This is a genomic window from Mycolicibacterium duvalii (assembly GCF_010726645.1).
Classification (GTDB): Bacteria; Actinomycetota; Actinomycetes; order Mycobacteriales; family Mycobacteriaceae; genus Mycobacterium; species Mycobacterium duvalii.
Window position 1 is genome coordinate 2,478,671 of the sequence record NZ_AP022563.1, and the last position, 16,506, is coordinate 2,495,176.

The 16,506-nt window shown below is 70.1% G+C and carries 17 protein-coding genes and 1 pseudogene; 8 read left to right on the forward strand and 10 right to left on the reverse strand.

What is annotated here, in order from left to right:
- Nucleotides 1–7 precede the first annotated feature (7 nt).
- From G6N31_RS11670 to G6N31_RS11680, 3 genes are read right to left on the reverse strand one after another with little or no spacing between them, the layout of a single operon-like run.
- Complete coding sequence (locus G6N31_RS11670; protein ID WP_098004452.1) at nt 8–643, reverse strand: vitamin K epoxide reductase family protein; 636 nt, start codon at nt 641–643, stop codon at nt 8–10.
- Nucleotides 640–1,407 (reverse strand): DsbA family protein, encoded by a 768-nt coding sequence (locus tag G6N31_RS11675; RefSeq protein WP_098004453.1) that lies wholly within the window; start codon nt 1,405–1,407, stop codon nt 640–642. Before G6N31_RS11675 ends, G6N31_RS11670 begins: the two co-directional genes overlap by 4 nt.
- A 32-nt stretch (nt 1,408–1,439) precedes the next feature.
- A complete protein-coding gene (locus G6N31_RS11680; RefSeq protein ID WP_234815390.1) occupies nt 1,440–2,447 on the reverse strand; it encodes an alpha/beta hydrolase in 1,008 nt (335 codons plus the stop codon).
- Nucleotides 2,448–2,729: 282 nt separating this feature from the next.
- Between G6N31_RS11680 and G6N31_RS11685 the strand changes: the two genes are divergently transcribed.
- Genes G6N31_RS11685 through G6N31_RS11695 form a run of 3 tightly spaced genes read left to right on the forward strand, consistent with a single transcriptional unit; the run spans nt 2,730 to nt 4,920 of the window.
- On the forward strand, nt 2,730–3,566 hold the full coding sequence (locus G6N31_RS11685) for an aldo/keto reductase (RefSeq protein WP_098004455.1): 837 nt from the start codon (nt 2,730–2,732) through the stop codon (nt 3,564–3,566).
- 59 nt (nt 3,567–3,625) lie between these two features.
- On the forward strand, nt 3,626–4,006 hold the full coding sequence (locus G6N31_RS11690; RefSeq protein ID WP_098004456.1) for a carboxymuconolactone decarboxylase family protein: 381 nt from the start codon (nt 3,626–3,628) through the stop codon (nt 4,004–4,006).
- Between the two features lie 35 nt (nt 4,007–4,041).
- On the forward strand, nt 4,042–4,920 hold the full coding sequence (locus G6N31_RS11695) for an NAD(P)-dependent oxidoreductase (protein WP_234815391.1): 879 nt from the start codon (nt 4,042–4,044) through the stop codon (nt 4,918–4,920).
- On the opposite strand, the gene G6N31_RS11700 is transcribed toward G6N31_RS11695, so the two are convergent.
- The 3 genes from G6N31_RS11700 to G6N31_RS11710 are packed head-to-tail and all read right to left on the reverse strand — an operon-like array spanning nt 4,886 to nt 9,499.
- Entirely contained in the window at nt 4,886–5,593 is a 708-nt protein-coding gene (locus G6N31_RS11700) for an HNH endonuclease family protein (protein WP_098004458.1), read from the reverse strand. The two genes, G6N31_RS11695 and G6N31_RS11700, sit on opposite strands and share 35 nt — an antisense overlap.
- Nucleotides 5,590–7,857, reverse strand: a complete 2,268-nt coding sequence (gene recG, locus G6N31_RS11705; RefSeq protein ID WP_098004459.1) for an ATP-dependent DNA helicase RecG — start codon at nt 7,855–7,857, stop codon at nt 5,590–5,592. The genes G6N31_RS11700 and recG overlap by 4 nt, the downstream gene beginning before the upstream one ends.
- 1 nt (nt 7,858) lies before the next feature.
- Nucleotides 7,859–9,499 carry a fatty acid kinase ATP-binding subunit FakA gene (locus G6N31_RS11710; RefSeq protein ID WP_098004460.1) on the reverse strand — a complete coding sequence of 547 codons (1,641 nt, stop codon included), beginning with the start codon at nt 9,497–9,499 and terminating at the stop codon, nt 7,859–7,861.
- Nucleotides 9,500–9,714: 215 nt separating this feature from the next.
- Between G6N31_RS11710 and rpmB the strand changes: the two genes are divergently transcribed.
- Nucleotides 9,715–9,909, forward strand: coding sequence for a 50S ribosomal protein L28 (gene rpmB / locus G6N31_RS11715; protein WP_098004461.1), 195 nt, complete (start codon nt 9,715–9,717; stop codon nt 9,907–9,909).
- Nucleotides 9,910–10,023: 114 nt separating this feature from the next.
- On the forward strand, nt 10,024–10,311 hold the full coding sequence (locus G6N31_RS11720) for a hypothetical protein (RefSeq protein ID WP_163722143.1): 288 nt from the start codon (nt 10,024–10,026) through the stop codon (nt 10,309–10,311).
- Nucleotides 10,312–10,369: 58 nt separating this feature from the next.
- Here G6N31_RS11720 and G6N31_RS11725 read toward each other — a convergent pair whose 3' ends face one another.
- Nucleotides 10,370–11,047, reverse strand: a complete 678-nt coding sequence (locus G6N31_RS11725; protein WP_098004462.1) for a uracil-DNA glycosylase — start codon at nt 11,045–11,047, stop codon at nt 10,370–10,372.
- 18 nt (nt 11,048–11,065) lie between these two features.
- The gene (locus G6N31_RS11730) at nt 11,066–12,028 is read right to left on the reverse strand and encodes a thiamine-phosphate kinase (RefSeq protein WP_098004463.1); all 963 of its coding nucleotides are present in this window, start codon (nt 12,026–12,028) and stop codon (nt 11,066–11,068) included.
- Between the two features lie 104 nt (nt 12,029–12,132).
- Here G6N31_RS11730 and G6N31_RS11735 point away from each other — a divergent pair, with 104 nt between their 5' ends.
- The 3 genes and pseudogenes from G6N31_RS11735 (at nt 12,133) to G6N31_RS11745 (ending at nt 14,225) form a co-directional block, all read left to right on the forward strand.
- On the forward strand, nt 12,133–12,375 hold the full coding sequence (locus G6N31_RS11735; RefSeq protein WP_098004464.1) for an Lrp/AsnC ligand binding domain-containing protein: 243 nt from the start codon (nt 12,133–12,135) through the stop codon (nt 12,373–12,375).
- A gap of 215 nt (nt 12,376–12,590) precedes the next feature.
- A pseudogene (locus G6N31_RS11740) lies at nt 12,591–13,659 on the forward strand (IS110 family RNA-guided transposase).
- Nucleotides 13,660–13,673: 14 nt separating this feature from the next.
- Nucleotides 13,674–14,225 (forward strand): DUF3515 domain-containing protein, encoded by a 552-nt coding sequence (locus tag G6N31_RS11745; RefSeq protein WP_098005102.1) that lies wholly within the window; start codon nt 13,674–13,676, stop codon nt 14,223–14,225.
- Between the two features lie 8 nt (nt 14,226–14,233).
- Here the strand turns inward: G6N31_RS11745 and G6N31_RS11750 are convergent, their stop codons facing one another.
- Both G6N31_RS11750 and G6N31_RS11755 read right to left on the reverse strand, forming a co-directional pair.
- Nucleotides 14,234–15,337, reverse strand: a complete 1,104-nt coding sequence (locus G6N31_RS11750; RefSeq protein WP_098005101.1) for a D-alanine--D-alanine ligase family protein — start codon at nt 15,335–15,337, stop codon at nt 14,234–14,236.
- A gap of 59 nt (nt 15,338–15,396) precedes the next feature.
- Nucleotides 15,397–16,506, reverse strand: a complete 1,110-nt coding sequence (locus G6N31_RS11755; RefSeq protein WP_098005100.1) for a cystathionine gamma-lyase — start codon at nt 16,504–16,506, stop codon at nt 15,397–15,399.

A 16,506-nucleotide genomic window follows, 5' to 3' on the forward strand; every position in this document is an offset into this window, starting at 1 on the left:
ATCGTCATCAAATCAGAGTCGACCAGTAGGTCCAGAATCGCTCGAGGATCAGCAGCAGCACGGCGGTGAACCACAGCGCGACCAGCGACCACCGCCAGGTGTGCAGTGTCCGCAGCACCGGGTTGCCCGACATCTGCGGGCGCACCGCGAGGCTCGTCACCACGACCAGCAGCGGAATGGTCACCGCCCAGACGACCATGCAGTACGGGCATAGCGCGCCGATCCGGTACAGGCTCTGGAAGATCAGCCAGTGCACGAAGACCGCGCCCAGCAGGGTGCCCGCGGCCAGGCCGGCCCAGTACCAGCGGGGCAGCTGCACCTTCGCCAGCGCCAGCACCCCGGTGACCACCACGACCGTGAAGGCCACGATGCCGATCAGCGGGTTGGGGAAGCCGAACAGCGAGGCCTGCGGCGTGATCATCACCGACCCGCACGACAGCACCGGGTTGATGCTGCACGACGGAATGTAGTCGGGGTTGATCAGCAACTCGATGCGCTCGATCGTCAGGGTCAGCGCCGACGCCAACCCCAGGACCCCGGCGACGAGTACCGCCAGCGCGCTGGTGCGCCCGACCGCGGCCGGCGTCGGCTCCTCGACCGTCGAACCGGTCGCGGAGCCGCTGTCGGTCGCGGTGACGGTCATGATGCGGGGACCGGATCCGCTGCCGGCGGGGCAGCCTCGAGGCCGGGCACGTCGCCGACGATCTCCCGGATCTTGGCGACCAGCGCGTCGGGGGTGCTGTACTGATAGTCCTCACCGTTGATGCGCACGGTCGGGGTCGACTGGATGCCGGTGGCTGCGGCCAGACCGCGGACCATGTCCACGTAGGTGCCGTTGTTGATGCACTCGGGGACCGTGCCAGCCGCGCCGGCCTGCCGGGCCACCTCGATCAGCCGCGCGTTGTCGGGGTAGTTGCTGCCCATCTCGCCGGGTTGCTGGGCGTAGAGCGCGGCGTGGAAGCGGCGGAACGCGTCGACGGACTCGTCGGCGACGCAGTAGGCCGCGCCACCGGCTCGCGACGGGTAATTCTTGTTCTGCGGCCGGTCCAGGATGCCGACCATGTAGTAGTCGGCGGCGATCACGCCGGCGTCGACGAGCTTGTTGATCGTCGGGCCGAACTGCTGCTCGAACGCGCCGCAGTGTGGGCACAGGAAGTCTTCGTACATCGACACCACGGCCTTCGGCTCGTCGGTGCCTTCCTTGGTGATGACGCTGTTGGACGCCACCCGGATCGACTTCGACTCGCCGGCGGTGGGTTTGTCGTCGGCCGACATCACGATGTAGAGGACCAGCGCGACGGCGAAGAGGACCACGACCGAGGTCAGACCGATCTGGACGAACAGATTGCGTTTCCGGTCGGCTGCCTTCAGGTCATACCGTGCGTTCTTCTTGGGTTTGGTCGCCACGATGCACAGCGTACCGGCGCGCGCGGCCGCCCCTATCCGGCGTGGGCCAGATGCGCGCGCAGCGCCGAGATGATCTCGGCCATCGCGGTGGCGCTGCCCCCGCCCAGCGGGAAGAAGTTGGCGAACCCGTGGACCAGCGAGCCGTACTCCCGGAAGTCGACCGGGGTGCCCGCCCGGCGCAGCGCGTCGGCGTAGCTGCGGCCCTCGTCGCGCAGCGGATCGAAGCCCGCGGTGATCAGCAGCGCCGGGGCCAGGCCCGAGTGGTCGTCGGCCAGCAGCGGGGACACCCGCGGATCGTCGGCGGCCAGTTCGGATCCGTCGAGGAAGTGACCGGTGAACCAGTCGATGTCGTGCTGGGTCAGGAAGAACCCGTGCGCGAAGAGGGTCTTCGACCGGGTGTGCCCGACGTAGTCGGTGACCGGGTAGAACAGCAGCTGCAAGGCGGGGCGGGGGGCGTCCTCGTCGCGCGCGCGCAGCGCCACCAGCGCCGACAGGTTCGCGCCGGCGCTGTCGCCGCCGACGGCGATGCGCTTCGGATCGGCACCCAGCCCGGCCGCGTGTTCGACAGCCCACAGATACGCGGCGTAGGCATCCTCGGCGCCGGCGGGCGCCTTGTGTTCCGGGGCCAGCCGGTAGTCCACGGACAGGACGTGGACGCGTCCAGTGCGACAGATCTCCCGGCACAGGTCGTCGTGTGAGTCGATGCTGCCGATGACGTGGCCGCCGCCGTGGAAGAACACCAGCAGCGGAGCATCCGGTTCGTCGGTTCGGTAGTGGCGGGCCGCGCGCGGCCCGTGCGCACCGTCGACGGTCAACTCGCTCACCCCGGGCACCGGGATCTGCTGCCGGTAGCCGGCGGCCAGCACCTCCAGCTGGGCCCGTGAGAGCACCGGGTCGTCGTCGGCGACCAAGCCGTCGATGCCCATCGCCTTCTGTCCGGCCAGCATCAGCTGCATGGTGGTGTCGAGGGTGTTGCCGTCGATGACCACCGCGCGCCCACCGAGCGCCAGGCGCTTGAGGCCGTGCGGAATGTAAGGCATCCCGCGCAGGGTCAACCCGGCGATCTTGTTGGTGACGGTGTCTTTGACCGAGAGCTTGACTGCGGACGGTCCGACGCTGATCTGTTCCGCGGCGGTCATGGCGTTCCCTCCCGAATCCGGTCGTCGCGCGTGCCGTCCGGCAGCGGGCCTGCGGCGAGCGGCCGCGCCGGGCGCACGGTCGGCGTCAGCCTACGGCGTGGCGGGTACCGCGCGCTGATTAGGTGGGTATGAGTGGCGGCAATATAGTCATCGCGAGCATTCCACTTCAGAGAAGAAGGTGACATGACTTCGGCGGCTGCGATTCCCACCGTGACTCTCAACGACGACCACACGATGCCGGTGATCGGCCTCGGCGTCGGTGAGCTGTCGGAATCCGACACCGAACGCGCCGTCACGGCCGCGCTCGAAGCCGGTTACCGCCTGATCGACACCGCGGAGGCGTACGGCAACGAGGCCGCCGTCGGCCGCGCGATCAAAGCCTCCGGCGTGGCTCGGGAGGAAATCTTCGTCACCACCAAGCTGTCACCGCAGGATCTGGGGTTCAGCGCCTCCCGCGACGCGCTGAAGGCGAGCCTGGAGCGGCTCGGTCTGGACTACGTCGACCTCTATCTCATCCACTGGCCGGCCGGTGAGCAGGGCAAGTACATCGACAGCTGGGGCGGGCTGATGAAGGCCAAGGAACTCGGCGACACCCGGTCCATCGGAGTGTGCAATTTCCACGCCCACCACCTCGACGACATCATCAACTTGTCGTTCTTCACCCCCGCGGTCAACCAGATCGAGCTGCACCCGCTGCTCAACCAGGCCGACCTGCGTGCGGTCAACGCCGAGCAAGGAATCGTCACCCAGGCCTACGGCCCGCTCGGGGTCGGCCGCCTGCTCGATCACCCCACCGTCGCCGGCGTCGCCGAGGCGCACGGCAAGACCGCGGCGCAGGTCCTGATCCGCTGGAGCCTGCAGCTCGGGAACGCCGTCATCCCCCGCTCGTCGTCACCGGAGCGCATCAAGGCCAACCTCGAGGTGTTCGACTTCGAGCTCACCGAGGAGCAGATGACCGCGCTCAACGGCCTCGACGACGGCACCCGCTTCCGTCCCGACCCGGACACCTACACCGGGTAGCCGAGACGGCGTCGACGGTAGCTTCGGTCCTCGGAACTGTCGATCGAACGGAGGCCCCGGTGGACGAGCACACCTACGAGACGGGACGCGCGATCCGCAGCGCGGTGCTCGGCGCCGAGTATGTCGAGAAGGCCGCCGCCCAGGCCGACGACTTCTCGGGGCCGCTGCAGGATCTGGTCACCGAGTACTGCTGGGGCGCGGTGTGGGGCCGCGACGGCCTGACCCACAAGACGCGCAGCATGCTGAACCTGGCCATGCTGGCGGTGCTCAACCGTCCGCACGAGCTGCGCACCCACGTCCGCGCAGCCCTGACCAACGGGGTCACCCGCGAAGAGATTCGTGAGGTCTTCCTGCAGGTCGGGGTCTACGCCGGGATTCCGGCTGCGGTCGACAGCTTCCGGCTGGCGCGTGAGGTGTTCGCCGAGGTGGACGCCCGGTGACCGGCGGCGTCGTCGGGTTCGTCGGGCTGGGCAACATGGGGCTGCCGATGATGCGACGGCTGCTCACCGCCGGTCACCGGGTGGTGGCCTTCGACACGCACCGGGAGGCGCTGGACCGCGCGGCCGCCGCGGGCGCGTCCGTGGCGGCCTCGGTACGCGACGTGGGCGATCGCGCCGACACCGTCTTGGCCAGCCTGCCGACACCACAGGTCTGCACCGCGGTGGCCGCCGAACTTGCCGCCGCGCAGCGGATCCGGCGGTTCGTCGACCTGTCGACCGTGGGACAGCTTGCGGCGCAACGCAATCACGACATGTTGGCCGCGGGTGGTGTGGCCGCTCTGGACAGTCCGGTCAGCGGCGGTATCCACGGCGCCGAAGCCGGCACGCTGGCGGTGATGGTGTCCGGGCCGCGCACCGAATTCGACGCTCTGGCAGACGTGTACGCGGCGATCGGAAAGGCCATCTTCGTCTCGGAGAAGCCCGGCGCCGCACAGACCATGAAACTGGTCAACAACCTGATGGCCGCCACCACCCTGGCCGCGACGGCTGAGGTGATGGTGATGGGCGTGAAGTCCGGGCTGGACCCCGAGGTGATGATCGAGGTCCTCAACGCCGGTTCCGGCGGAACCCACGCCAGCCGCGACAAGTTCCCCCGGGCGGTGCTGCCGCGCACCTTCGACTACGGGTTCGCGACCGGGTTGATGGCCAAGGACGTCGCGCTCTACCTCACCGAAGCCCGGGCGCTCGGCGCGCCGGTCGAGGTCGCCGAGCTCGTGGCCGGCATCTGGGCGGCCACCCAGGCCAGCCAGGGACCCGACGCGGATTTCACCTGCGTGATCAAACCGATGGAGGAGGCAGCCGGGGTGACCGTCGGCACCGTCACCCCGCCGGACACGTCTGCGCGGCTGCCCTGAGCGCCTGCGACGACGGCGCGTCCACCGGCAGCCGGTAACCGCGCAGGACCGCGATGTACTGCATGGCGTACTGGCAGTGGAACGCCGCATTCGGCGGCATCCACACCGCGGGTTCCTTGTCGCCCTTGTCCTGATTGGTGGGTCCGTCCACGGCCAGCAGATTGGCCGGATCGTTGGCGAACCGGGTGCGCATCTCGTCGGTCCAGTCGCCGGCCCCCAGATCCCAGGCGTAAGCCAGCGGCACGATGTGGTCGATCTGGACCGACGCGCCGGTCTGTGCGCCCCGCACGAACGGCACGGTGGCGCTGGTGTACGGATCCCGCAGCACGCCGGTGGCCACCGCGGTCGGACAACGCGAGATCGCCACGTAGGTCTTGTCGATCAGGTCCCGGTCCAGGATGTCGTTGCGGGTGTCACACCCGTTGTGTCCACCCGGAGCGCTGGTGTCGTCGGTCCACGAGTCGCCGAATGCGTCGCGGCGGTAGTCGCCGCGACGCGGCCGCGCGTCGATCTGCGCGATTCCGGCCAAGACGTCCACCCCGGGCGCGACGGTCGGCACATCGGCATCGGCGAGATACTCGGCGGGCGGGTTCGTGGCGGAGGTGACCTGGTAGGCCACCAGGACCGACAGGATCGCCGCCACCGCGAGCCACAGCACGTGCTTGCGGCTCATGACATGTCCAGGAACTGCACGCGGTCGGTGGCGGTGAACGGCGCCGACAACGCCGCCATGCCGGGATCGTCGGGATCGGACGCGTAGACCGTCTCACAGAGCTCGCGCGCGGCCAGGATGATGTCGAGGTGCTGGGCCAACGACAGGAAGCGCAGCGTGATGGGCCGGCCGGACTGGTGATAGCCCAGCACGTCGCCTTCGCTGCGTTCCTGCAGGTCCAGATCGGCAAGCGCGAAGCCGTCCAGGGTGCCGGCGACCGCCTGCAGCCGCTGACCGGCCCGCGACGACTCGGGCAGGTTGGTCGCCAACAGGCAGAGGCTGGGGTGCCGGCCGCGCCCGATCCGGCCCCGCAGCTGATGGAGCTGGCTGATGCCGAACCGGTCGGCGTCCATCACCACCATGACCGTGGCATTGGGCACGTCCACGCCGACCTCGATGACCGTCGTGCACACCAGCACGTCGATCTCGCCGGCGCGGAACGCGGCCATCACGGCGTCCTTCTCCTCGCCGGCCAGGCGGCCGTGCATCAGCCCCAGCCGTAGACCGGCCAGCGGGCCCCGCTGCAGACGGGCGAACAACTCGACGACGGTGATCGGCGGCGGCCCCTGCTCCGCAGGTTCATCGGCGCCGTCCTTGGCCTTCTCGACGTCCTTGTCGGGGTCCCCGCCGCCGGGCTTGTCGGCTTCGTCGATACGCGACGCCACGACGTAGGCCTGGCGGCCGGCACGCACCTCCTCGGCGATCCGCGCCCACGCCCGGTCGAGCCACGCCGGCTTCTCGCGCACGAAGATGGTGTTGGTGGCGATGGGCTGGCGGCCCCGCGGCAGCTCCCGCAGCGTGGAGGTCTCGAGGTCGCCGTAGACCGTCAGCGCAACCGTCCGCGGAATCGGGGTGGCCGTCATCACCAGCAGATGCGGCGTGATCCCGGCGGGAGCCTTGGCGCGCAGGCGATCTCGTTGCGCCACGCCGAACCGGTGCTGTTCGTCGACGACCACCATGCCCAGGTTGGCGAACTCCACCGCGTCCTGCAGCAGCGCGTGCGTGCCGATCACTATGCCGGCCGCCCCGGCCGAAACGAGCGCGCGCACCTCGCGTTTCTGCGCCGCCGGCATCGACCCGGTCAACAGCGCCACCTGCGTTCCGTCGTCGGCCCCGCCGAGCTGGCCTGCCATCCCGAGCGGACCCAGCATGGCCCGGATGGACTGGGCGTGCTGGGCGGCAAGGACTTCGGTCGGGGCCAGCAACGCGCACTGGTAGCCCGCATCGATCATCTGCAGCATCGCCAGCAGGGACACGATGGTCTTCCCGGAGCCGACCTCGCCCTGGAGCATGCGGTTCATCGGACGGGCCGCGGCCATCTCCGCGGACAACACATCGAGCACCTCGCGCTGCCCGGCCGTCAACTCGAACGGCAGCTGCGCGGTCATCGCCGCAGCCAGGCCGTCCCCGCGACGCGCGGCGACCGGACCGGTGCCGCTGAGCTCGCCGTGCCGGCGCACCACCAGACCCCACTGCAGACCGATCGCCTCGTCGTAGGTCAGCCGGTCGATCGCCCGGGCCCGCTCGCGCTGGGTCTCGGCCAGGTGCACGGCACGCAACGCGTCGTTCTCACTCATCAGATCGTGTTCGCGCACAAACGATTCCGGCAACGGTTCGGCGACCGGATCCAACACCGCGAGCAGTTGCCGCACGCACGCGTAGATATCCCACGTCTGCACCTTCGCGCTGGCCGGGTAGATCGGGAAGAACTCGCGCTCGAACTCGGCGAGCAACGCGTCACCGGTCACCCCGGCGGCCGACGCGATGGCCGCCAGCGATTTCGTCCCGCCGGTGCGACCCTCGGGTGATTCGAGCACCAGGAACGCCGGATGGGTCAGCTGCAGCACGCCGCGGTAGTAGCCGACGACCCCGGAGAGCATCACCTTGGCGCCCTCTACGAGGGTGCCTTTGAGGAAGCGCGGATTGAAGAACGTCGCGGTGACCTTCGGGCGCCGGTCGCCGAGGGTGACCACGAGAAACTCCCGGCTCGGGCTGCGCCTGGTGTACTTGCGTTCGGCTTTGGTGATGACGTCGATGAAGGTGACGTGTTCGCCCTCGGAGAGGTCGAGGTCCTCGCCGTGCCCGCGCACGGTCATCGCATCGCTGTACTTGCGCGGGAAGTACCGCAGCAGGTCGCTGACGGTGTGCAGGTCGAGATGTTCGGCAAGCTGATCGGCGGCCTTCTTACCGATCACCAGATCGAGGCGGTCCCCCGGCGCCGCCATGTCACTCCACCCCGATCAGCAGCGCGTCGCCGCGGTGTCCGGTGGGAAAGCGCACGAATTCGGTGCCTGGATGCTGCCGGTGGACGTGCTCGGCGAGCGCATCGCCGACGCCCGGGTCGACGTCGGCCCCCAGGAGGACCGTGACCAGCTCACCACCCGCGGCCAGCATCAGGTCGATCAACCCGGCACCCGCGGCGACCAGATCGTCGCCGACGATCACCACCTCGTCGCCGGCGATGCCCAGTCCGTCGCCGGGTTTGCAGCTGCCCGCCCAGGTCAGCGCCTCCTCGGTGGCGGCCCGTACCGACGCGTACCGCGCCCCGCCGGCGGCCCGCGCCATGGTGTACCCGTCGTCGACCAGGGGACGCTCGGGTTCGTGCACCGCCAGCGCTGCCAGGCCCTGCACCATCGATCCGGTCGGCACCGGGACCATGGCGATCCCCCACTCTGAGGCCACCGCCCAGCCGGCCAGCAGCTCCTCGGCGGCCACGTAGCCGTTGGGCAGCACCATCACCTGGGCCGCACCGGTGTTGACGAGGGCGTGCAACAGTCGGTGGGCGCTGATCGGGGCGTCGGGATCGTGGCGCAATACCTGGGCGCCCTCCTTGCCGAACAGCTCTTCGGCGCCGTCTCCGTCGACGAGTGCCAGCACTGCACGCTCGCGGCTCCATGCTCCGGTTGCGGGCCGGCCGCCGTGCAGCGAGGTGATCTGGATGTTGCTGGGGCTTCCGACCGCCAGCCCCGCCTCGACCGCGGCACCGGCGTCGTCGGCGTGGACGTGCACCGAGTAGCGGTCCGCGCGATCGCTGCCGCCGGGGCCGGAGGCGGCGATCGCCACCGACTCGCCGAGGTCGTCGAGGCGGGCGCGCAACCGCTCGACACCGGCGGCGTCGCATCCGGTGAGCAGATACATCACCTCGAACTGCGGGGTCGCCACCGGGCCCGCCGCACCCGCGGAGCCGGTCCGCGCCGGTTCGTAGACCCGCCGCGGCGGGGCGTGCCCGGTCAGCGTCGTGCTCAACGCATCGAGCAACACCAACAGTCCGCGTCCGCCGGCATCGACCACCCCCGCCTCGGCGAGCACGGCGAGCTGGCTGGGGGTGCGCTCGAGTGCGTCGGCGGCGGCCGCCGCCGCCGACCCGACCACGTCGCGCAAATCGGCCTGCGCTCCTGCGGCGTCTTCGGCGGCGGCGGCCGCGGCCTGCAACACCGACACGATGGTGCCCGGCACCGCTTCGCCCATCGACGTCACCACCAGAGTCACCGCGTGCCGCAGCGCGGCGGCCACGACCGGTCCGTCGATGTCGGCCAGGACGCCGTCGCGGTCGGCGGCCACCGAGCCGGTGACGTCGGCCACTGCGCGCAGGATCTGCGACAGGATGACCCCGGAGTTGCCCCGGGCGCCGCGCAACGCCCCGTCGGCCATCGCGGCAGCCACGGCCGCGACGTCGTCGACGGCCTCGCGGCTGTCGGCCTGCGCCCAGGCGGCGCGCATGGTGAACAGCATGTTCGTCCCGGTGTCGGCATCGGCCACCGGGAACACGTTGAGCAGATTGATCTCGTCGGTGTGGCTGATCAGTTCGGATACCGCGGTATGGGCCCAACGTCGCAGCGTGGACGCATCGAGCCGCCGAGCCGACATCCCACCTCCACAACACCCATCGACGCCGTCGTGGGCGTCAGCCTAGTCAGTCGCGCCGACACCGCCGAAGACCCGAGGTCGGCGGTGTGGATGCCGGGCCGCGAATTTTGGCTCCCGCGGCCGAGCCGGTATTCTGGTCGGGTTGTCGGGTCGCGCCGCCGCAACCGGTGGCCAGACGGACCCGGACCCCAAGACTGACTCGAGGAGTTTCACATATGGCTGCCGTGTGCGAGATCTGCGGGAAGGGCCCCGGCTTCGGCAAGTCGGTGTCGCACTCCCATCGCCGGACCAGCCGTCGGTGGAACCCGAACATCCAGTCGGTGCGCGCCGTGGCCCGCCCCGGCGGCAACAAGCAGCGCATCAACGTGTGCACCTCCTGCCTCAAGGCGGGCAAGGTCTCGCGCGGCTGACGCCGTCGGTGCCCGCGGTACGCCGGGGCGCCACGTTTCGCTGTGGGCTGCTCGGGTACGGGCCATCCTGAGGCTGGGCACACGGCCCGGCCGGGAAGGATACGGCCACACAGCATGAGGAACAGTAGAAATCTGCGGTCTGCGCTGATCACTGCGTCCGGGGCGCTGGCCGCCACCGGCCTGCTCGCCGCCTGTGGTGACTCCGGAACCACCGACACGGAGACCACCGAGACCGAAACCACTCAGACGACCGAGACCACGACGGAGACGACTCCGCCCGAGACGACCGAACCCGCGCCCACCACCGAGGGCGAGAACACCATCGAGATCCCGTCACCGAGTGTCGACGTTCCCTCCCCGGACATCGACCTGCCCGAGGTGACCACCAGCCCGGTCGGCTGACCCCGGCGCGGCGGGATCCGTCCGGGCCCCTCAGTGGCGGATCCCGCGCTGCGCGCCGTCAGGGCAGGCGCCAATCGACCGTGTCGGCCCCCATCTGCTCGAGCAGACTGTTGGCGCGGCTGAACGGGCGCGACCCGAAGAAACCCCGGGACGCCGACAACGGCGAAGGATGCGGCGACTCGATCGTCAGCGTGTCCCCGAGCATCGGCTTCAAGGTGGCAGCGTCCCGTCCCCAGAGCACGGCCACCAGCGGCTGCTCCCGCGCCACCAATGCGCGGATCGCGCACTCGGTGACGGTTTCCCAGCCCTTACCGCGGTGCGACGCGGGGGTGCCCGGCCGCACCGTGAGAACCCGGTTCAACAACATCACCCCCTGATGCGCCCACGGGGTCAGATCACCGTTGGCCGGCTTGTCGTAGCCGAGGTCCGCGCAGTATTCGGTGAAGATGTTGTCGAGGCTGCGCGGCAGCGGACGCACGTCGGGCGCCACCGAGAAACTCAAACCGACCGCGTGCCCAGGGGTGGGGTACGGGTCCTGGCCGACGATCAGCACCCGGACATCGTCGAACGGAAAGGTGAACGCCCGCAGCACGTTCGGGCCTGCAGGCAGATAGCGGTGCCCTGCGGCCAGCTCCGTGCGCAGAAACTCGCCCATCGTCGCGACCTGAGCTTCGACGGGGGCGAGCTCCCGCGCCCAGGCGGGATCGATCAATTCGGTGAGAGGTCGAGCGGTCACGAGAGGCCAACTTAGCGGTCAGTACGACTGCCAGCCCGCCGCCCCACCCCACTCGGCGCCGTCGACGGTGACCCGGGGCGCACCGTCGGCCTGTGCCACCTCGCCGATCACCCGCCACCCCGGCGGTGGCGCCGCCGTGAACGTGGCGACCAGAGCGTGATCCTCCCCACCCCCGAGCACCCACTGCCACGGGTCACTGCCCAGCGCCCGGGCCGCGTCGGCGACCGCGTCGACGTCGCCGGCCAGCGCGGTGCCGGCCAGGTCGATGTACACACCGGACGCGGTGGCGATGTGGGCGAGGTCGGCGAGCAGTCCGTCGGAGACGTCGATCATCGATGTGGCGCCCGCCTGCGCGGCCACCCGCCCCTGCCCGTAGGGCGGTTCCGGCACGAGGTGACGCCGACGTAGGCCGTCGAATCCCTTGATTCCGTTGTCCCACAAAGCATATCCGGCGGCGGACCGGCCCAGCTCTCCGCAGACGGCCACGCGCTGGCCGGGTTCGGCACCGCTGCGCAGCACCGGTCGGCGCCCTTCGAGGTCACCGAGCGCGGCCACCGAGATCACCCACAGCGGGGCCCGCACCATGTCGCCGCCGACCACGCCGGCACCGGTCGAGTCCGCCTCCTGCCACATCCCGTCGGCCAGCCCGACCGCATCGGCGGTGCGGGTGTCGGCCGGCGCGGCGAACCCGACGACATAGGCCGTCGGGCGCGCGCCCATCGCTTCGATGTCAGCGGCGTTCTGCGCGATGGCTTTTCGTCCGACGTCGTGCGGTGAGGACCAGTCCAGCCGGAAATGCCGGTCCTGCACCAGCATGTCGGTGCACAGCACCGTCCGGCCGTCCGGAGCGGCCACCACGGCCGCGTCGTCTCCCGGACCGACGGTGACCGACGCCGGTTGGGACCGCCCCCTGACCAGCCGGTCGATGACGGCGAACTCCCCTGATTCGGCCAGCGTCGAATCGGTTTCGTCGGCCGCCATGTCGCTCCTCGGGTCGGCTTCGTGGCCTGAAGGCCGCGCGCTCCTGCGGTAGGTTTGGGCCCTGCGGCGTGGAGTCTATGCAGCCGGACGAAGGGAATGACGGCGTGGTCGAGGCTTTCGTTCTGATCCAGACCGAGGTCGGCCGCGCCGAGGTCGTCGCCGAGCAGGTCGCCGGACTCACCGGGGTGCTCTCGGCCGAGTCCGTGACAGGCCCTTATGACGTCGTCGCGCGGGTCGGGGCCGCCACGCTGACCGAGCTGACCAAGACGGTGGTGCCCGCGGTGGCCGGGGTCAGCGGAATCACCCGCACCCTGACCTGTCCCATCGCCACCGGAGCGCACCTCTAGGGTTTGGCTCAGTGTCAGGGTGGGGTCGCCGCTTAGTGCGGTGGTTGGATCCTTTGCACCTGGTGTCTGGCTCGTAGGGTTTGTGCCGCCTTCGGGTTGGTGTGCATGCGTTTTGTCGGCATCAGGTGTGAAGGACCGGCCGGCGTGACTTGATAGGAGCGTGGCATCGCCCCCACTGAGGTTTGTCCGCCGACCGGCCCAACCGTCACCTCACAGTGAAGGAGGCAACCACCATGGTTGTTGTTGGAGCCGATGTACACAAGCGCACCCACACCTTCGTCGCCGTCGACGAGGTGGGCCGCAAGCTCGCTGAGAAGACCGTCACCGCGATCACCGCTGGGCATGCCGAGATGGTGATGTGGGCCCGGCAACGGTTCGGCGACGATGTCGTCTGGGCGATCGAGGACTGCCGGCATCTGTCGGCGCGTCTGGAACGCGATCTGTTGGCCCTGGGCCAGAAGGTGGTGCGGGTCCCCCCGAAGTTGATGGCCCAGAGCAGGGCCTCGGCCCGTACCCGCGGCAAGTCCGACCCGATCGACGCACTTGCAGTCGCGCGGGTTTCCTGCGTGAGCCCGATCTTCCGATCGCCTCGCATGACGAGATCTCGCGCGAGCTCAAGCTGCTGGTGGATCGCCGGGAAGTCCTTGTCGCCCAACGCACCGCGACGATCAACCGGTTGTTGTGGCGGGTCCACGAACTCGACCCCGGACACGCACCCAAACCGCGGTCGCTGGACCTGGCCAAACATCGCCGCCTGCTTGGTCAGTGGTTGGACACCCAGACCGGGATCGTCGCCGAGTTGGCCCGCGACGAGCTGGCCGACATCACCCGCCTGACCGAGACGATCAACACGTTGGCCACACGCATCGGCGCGCGGGTGCGCGCCGTGGCCCCGGCGCTGCTGGCCATGCCTGGCTGTGGCGAGCTGACCGCAGCCAAGCTGGTCGGCGAGACCGCCGGAGTCACCCGGTTCAAAGTGAAGCGGCCTTCGCCCGCCATGCCGGGGTGGCGCCGGTGCCGGTGTGGTCGGGAAACACCCGTGGACGTGTTCGGATGACCCGGTCAGGCAACCGCCAACTCAACGCCGCACTACACCGCATCGCGGTCACCCAGATCCGCCTCGACGGCGTCGGCCAGACCTACTACCGACGCCGCCTCACCACAGGCGACTCCACACCCGAAGCCCTGCGCTGCCTCAAGCGCCGCCTGGCCCGCGTCGTCTACGGACACCTCCACACCGATCACAACAACCATCACAAGCCTTGCCAAACGGCAGCGGCTTGACATAGGAGAAACGGATGGACAGCCGCTCCGGAGACGGACCGTCGCGGGGGATGCTGATCGCCGCGCTGATCGTCGCCGTCGGCGCCGTAGTCGGCGTTCTCGCGGTCGCCGCGGTGCTGCAGCGCCCTGACGGGCCCGCGCCGGTGTCGGTCGCGGCCCTGCCCGCGCCACGGTCCGACGGACCGGAGTGCCGGGCGCTGGTCGACGCACTGCCCGAGCGGCTGGGTGACTATCGGCGCGCGGAGCTTGTCGAACCGGCCCCGGTGGGTACGGCGGCATGGCAGCTGCCCGACGGCGGGGAGGCGGTGATCCTGCGCTGCGGGTTGTCGCGTCCGGGCGAGTTCGTGGTCGGCGCCCCCCTGCAGATGGTCGACGCGGTGTCGTGGCTGCGGGTCAGCGACGCCGGCTCGGCGGACGGTCGGACCACGTGGTTCGCGGTGGACCGGCCGGTCTACATCGCCCTGACGCTGCCGGCGGGATCGGGGCCGGCACCGATCCAGGCGCTATCGACCGTGATCACACAGTCATTGCCCGCGCGGCCGATCGATCCGGCCCCGGCCCGCTGAGCGCCCGCTCACCGCAGGCCGGTGCCGCGCGCGATCGCGGTGTCCACCATGGTCGACAGCAGCGTCGGGTAGTCCACCCCGCTGGCCGCCCACATCTGCGGGTACATCGAGATCGTGGTGAAGCCCGGCATCGTGTTGATCTCGTTGATCACGGGGCCTTCGGGAGTCAGGAAGAAGTCGACGCGGGCCAGCCCCTGGCAGTCGATGGCGGTGAACGCGCGGACCGACAGCGCCCGGATCTCCTCGGCGACGGTGTCGTCGACCTTGGCCGGGACGTCGAGTTCGGCGGCGTCGGCGAGGTACTTCGTCTCGAAGTCGTAGAACCCGTCCTCGCGCCCGCGCACTCCCGCCACCCGGATCTCGCCGAGTGTGCTCGCCTCGACGCGGCCGTCCGGGAATTCGAGGACACCGCATTCGAGCTCCCGACCTCCGATGGCGGCCTCGACGATGACCTTCGGGTCGTGGCGACGGGCGAGCTCGACGGCGGGGATGAGCGAGTCCCACCCGGTGACGCGGCTGACGCCGATCGACGATCCGCCGCGGGCGGGTTTGACGAACACCGGCAGCCCGAGCCGTTCCCGCTCTTCGAAAGACAGGTCGCCCCGCCCGGGCCGCAGAACCACGTGGTCTCCGACCGGTAGGCCGTCGGCTGCCAGCACCTTCTTGGTGAACTCCTTGTCCATGCCCACCGCGCTGGCCAGCACCCCGGCTCCGACGTAGGGCACCCCGGCCAGCTCCAGCAGACCCTGGATGGTGCCGTCCTCTCCGTACGGCCCGTGCAGTACCGGGAACACCACGTCGACCGAGGCGAGCACATCGCCGGCGCCGTCGGCCAGCGACAGCAGCTGTCCTCGTCGTTGTGGGTCCGCGGCGAAGGTCAACTCGGTGCCCGACGACGAGTTGACCGACGGCAGCGTGCCGTCGGTGATCGCCAGGGTCTCGGGCCGGCCGTCGGTCAGCACCCAGGAACCGGCCGCGGAGATACCCACCGCCACCACCTCGAACCGGTGCGGATCGAGGTTGCGCAGGATGCTGCCGGCCGACACACACGAGATCGCGTGTTCAGAACTCCGTCCGCCGTAGACGACGGCAACGCGGGTGCGGGCAGTCACAACCTAGAGAGGCTACCGTCCGGGCCCACCGGTGCCGGCGCGCAGCGGGTCGGAACGACTCACGTCCGCGGTAGCGCCTGTTCGAGGTCGGCGAGTAGATCCTCGGTGTCCTCGATGCCCAGCGAGATGCGGGCGAAGCCGTCGGGCACCGCGTCACCCCACCGGGCCCTCCGGTCCACCGAGCTGTGGATGCCGCCGAAACTCGTCGACGCGACCAGGAGCGCACTCCGCTCGACCAGCGCGTGCACGGTGCGTGCATCGGCCAACTCCACCGCGACGATCCCGCCGAAGCGGCGCATCTGGACCGCCGCCACCGGATGCGCGGGATCCTCCGGTATCCCGGGGTAACGCACCGCTCGCACCGCCGGGTGGGTGCGCAGCATCACTGCCACCGCGGCGGCGTTCTGGCACTGCCGGTCGAATCGCAGACCGAACGTGGCCAGGCTGCGCAGCAGCAGCCACGCCTCGAGCGCACCGAGCACCGGTCCGGCGTGGAGCCGTTCGGTCCGGAGCCGCTCCATCAGGTCGGGATGGTTGCCCGCCGCGTACCCGGCGAGCAGGTCGTGATGGCCGGCCAGCGCTTTGGTGGCGCTGGCGACCACCAGATCGGCGCCCAGCGACAGGGGCTGCTGTCCCAGCGGGGTCGCGGTGGTGTTGTCGACGATCAACGTGGCTCCACGCGCCCGGCACGTCATGGCCAGCCGATGCAGGTCCACCACGTCGAGCCGGGGGTTGGACGGCGTCTCGGCCAGGACGACGTCGGCGCTGCCGGCGGCATCGCACATCTGCTCGCAACGCGCTTCGACGACAGTCACTCCGCGTGGCGTGAAGTACTCGCGGGCGTAGGCGCGCACCTGGTAGTAGCCGTCGGCCGGCACCACCACCGTGGCACCCGGCGCGACCGCGACGCGCAGCGCCGCCGTGAGCGCGGCCATACCGGATCCGAAAGCGATTGCGTCAGAGGAATTCTCGAGCTGAGCAAGGGCGGATTCCAGCTGCCGCCAGGTGGGATTGGAGCGACGTCCGTAGGTGTCCTGCGCGTCGTCCTCGGCGGGGTCGAGATGATAGGCCGCGGCCGGCACCGGGTAGGGCGCCACCGGCGAACCCGGGAGTCGTTCGGTGTCGGTGGCTTTGACGCTGCGGGTGGAATCGCCGTAGGTGCCCTGCAC

Coding starts and splice junctions, on each gene's coding strand:
- G6N31_RS11745 (WP_098005102.1), top strand. CDS start 13,674: ATGGACAGCCGCTCCGGAGACGGACCGTCGCGGGGGATGCTGATCGCC.
- recG (WP_098004459.1), bottom strand. CDS start 7,857: ATGGCGGCGCCGGGGGACCGCCTCGATCTGGTGATCGGTAAGAAGGCC.
- G6N31_RS11730 (WP_098004463.1), bottom strand. CDS start 12,028: ATGGCGGCCGACGAAACCGATTCGACGCTGGCCGAATCAGGGGAGTTC.
- G6N31_RS11700 (WP_098004458.1), bottom strand. CDS start 5,593: ATGAGCCGCAAGCACGTGCTGTGGCTCGCGGTGGCGGCGATCCTGTCG.
- G6N31_RS11710 (WP_098004460.1), bottom strand. CDS start 9,499: ATGTCGGCTCGGCGGCTCGATGCGTCCACGCTGCGACGTTGGGCCCAT.
- G6N31_RS11695 (WP_234815391.1), top strand. CDS start 4,042: ATGGGGCTGCCGATGATGCGACGGCTGCTCACCGCCGGTCACCGGGTG.
- G6N31_RS11720 (WP_163722143.1), top strand. CDS start 10,024: ATGAGGAACAGTAGAAATCTGCGGTCTGCGCTGATCACTGCGTCCGGG.
- G6N31_RS11670 (WP_098004452.1), bottom strand. CDS start 643: ATGACCGTCACCGCGACCGACAGCGGCTCCGCGACCGGTTCGACGGTC.
- rpmB (WP_098004461.1), top strand. CDS start 9,715: ATGGCTGCCGTGTGCGAGATCTGCGGGAAGGGCCCCGGCTTCGGCAAG.
- G6N31_RS11680 (WP_234815390.1), bottom strand. CDS start 2,447: ATGCCTTACATTCCGCACGGCCTCAAGCGCCTGGCGCTCGGTGGGCGC.
- G6N31_RS11685 (WP_098004455.1), top strand. CDS start 2,730: ATGACTTCGGCGGCTGCGATTCCCACCGTGACTCTCAACGACGACCAC.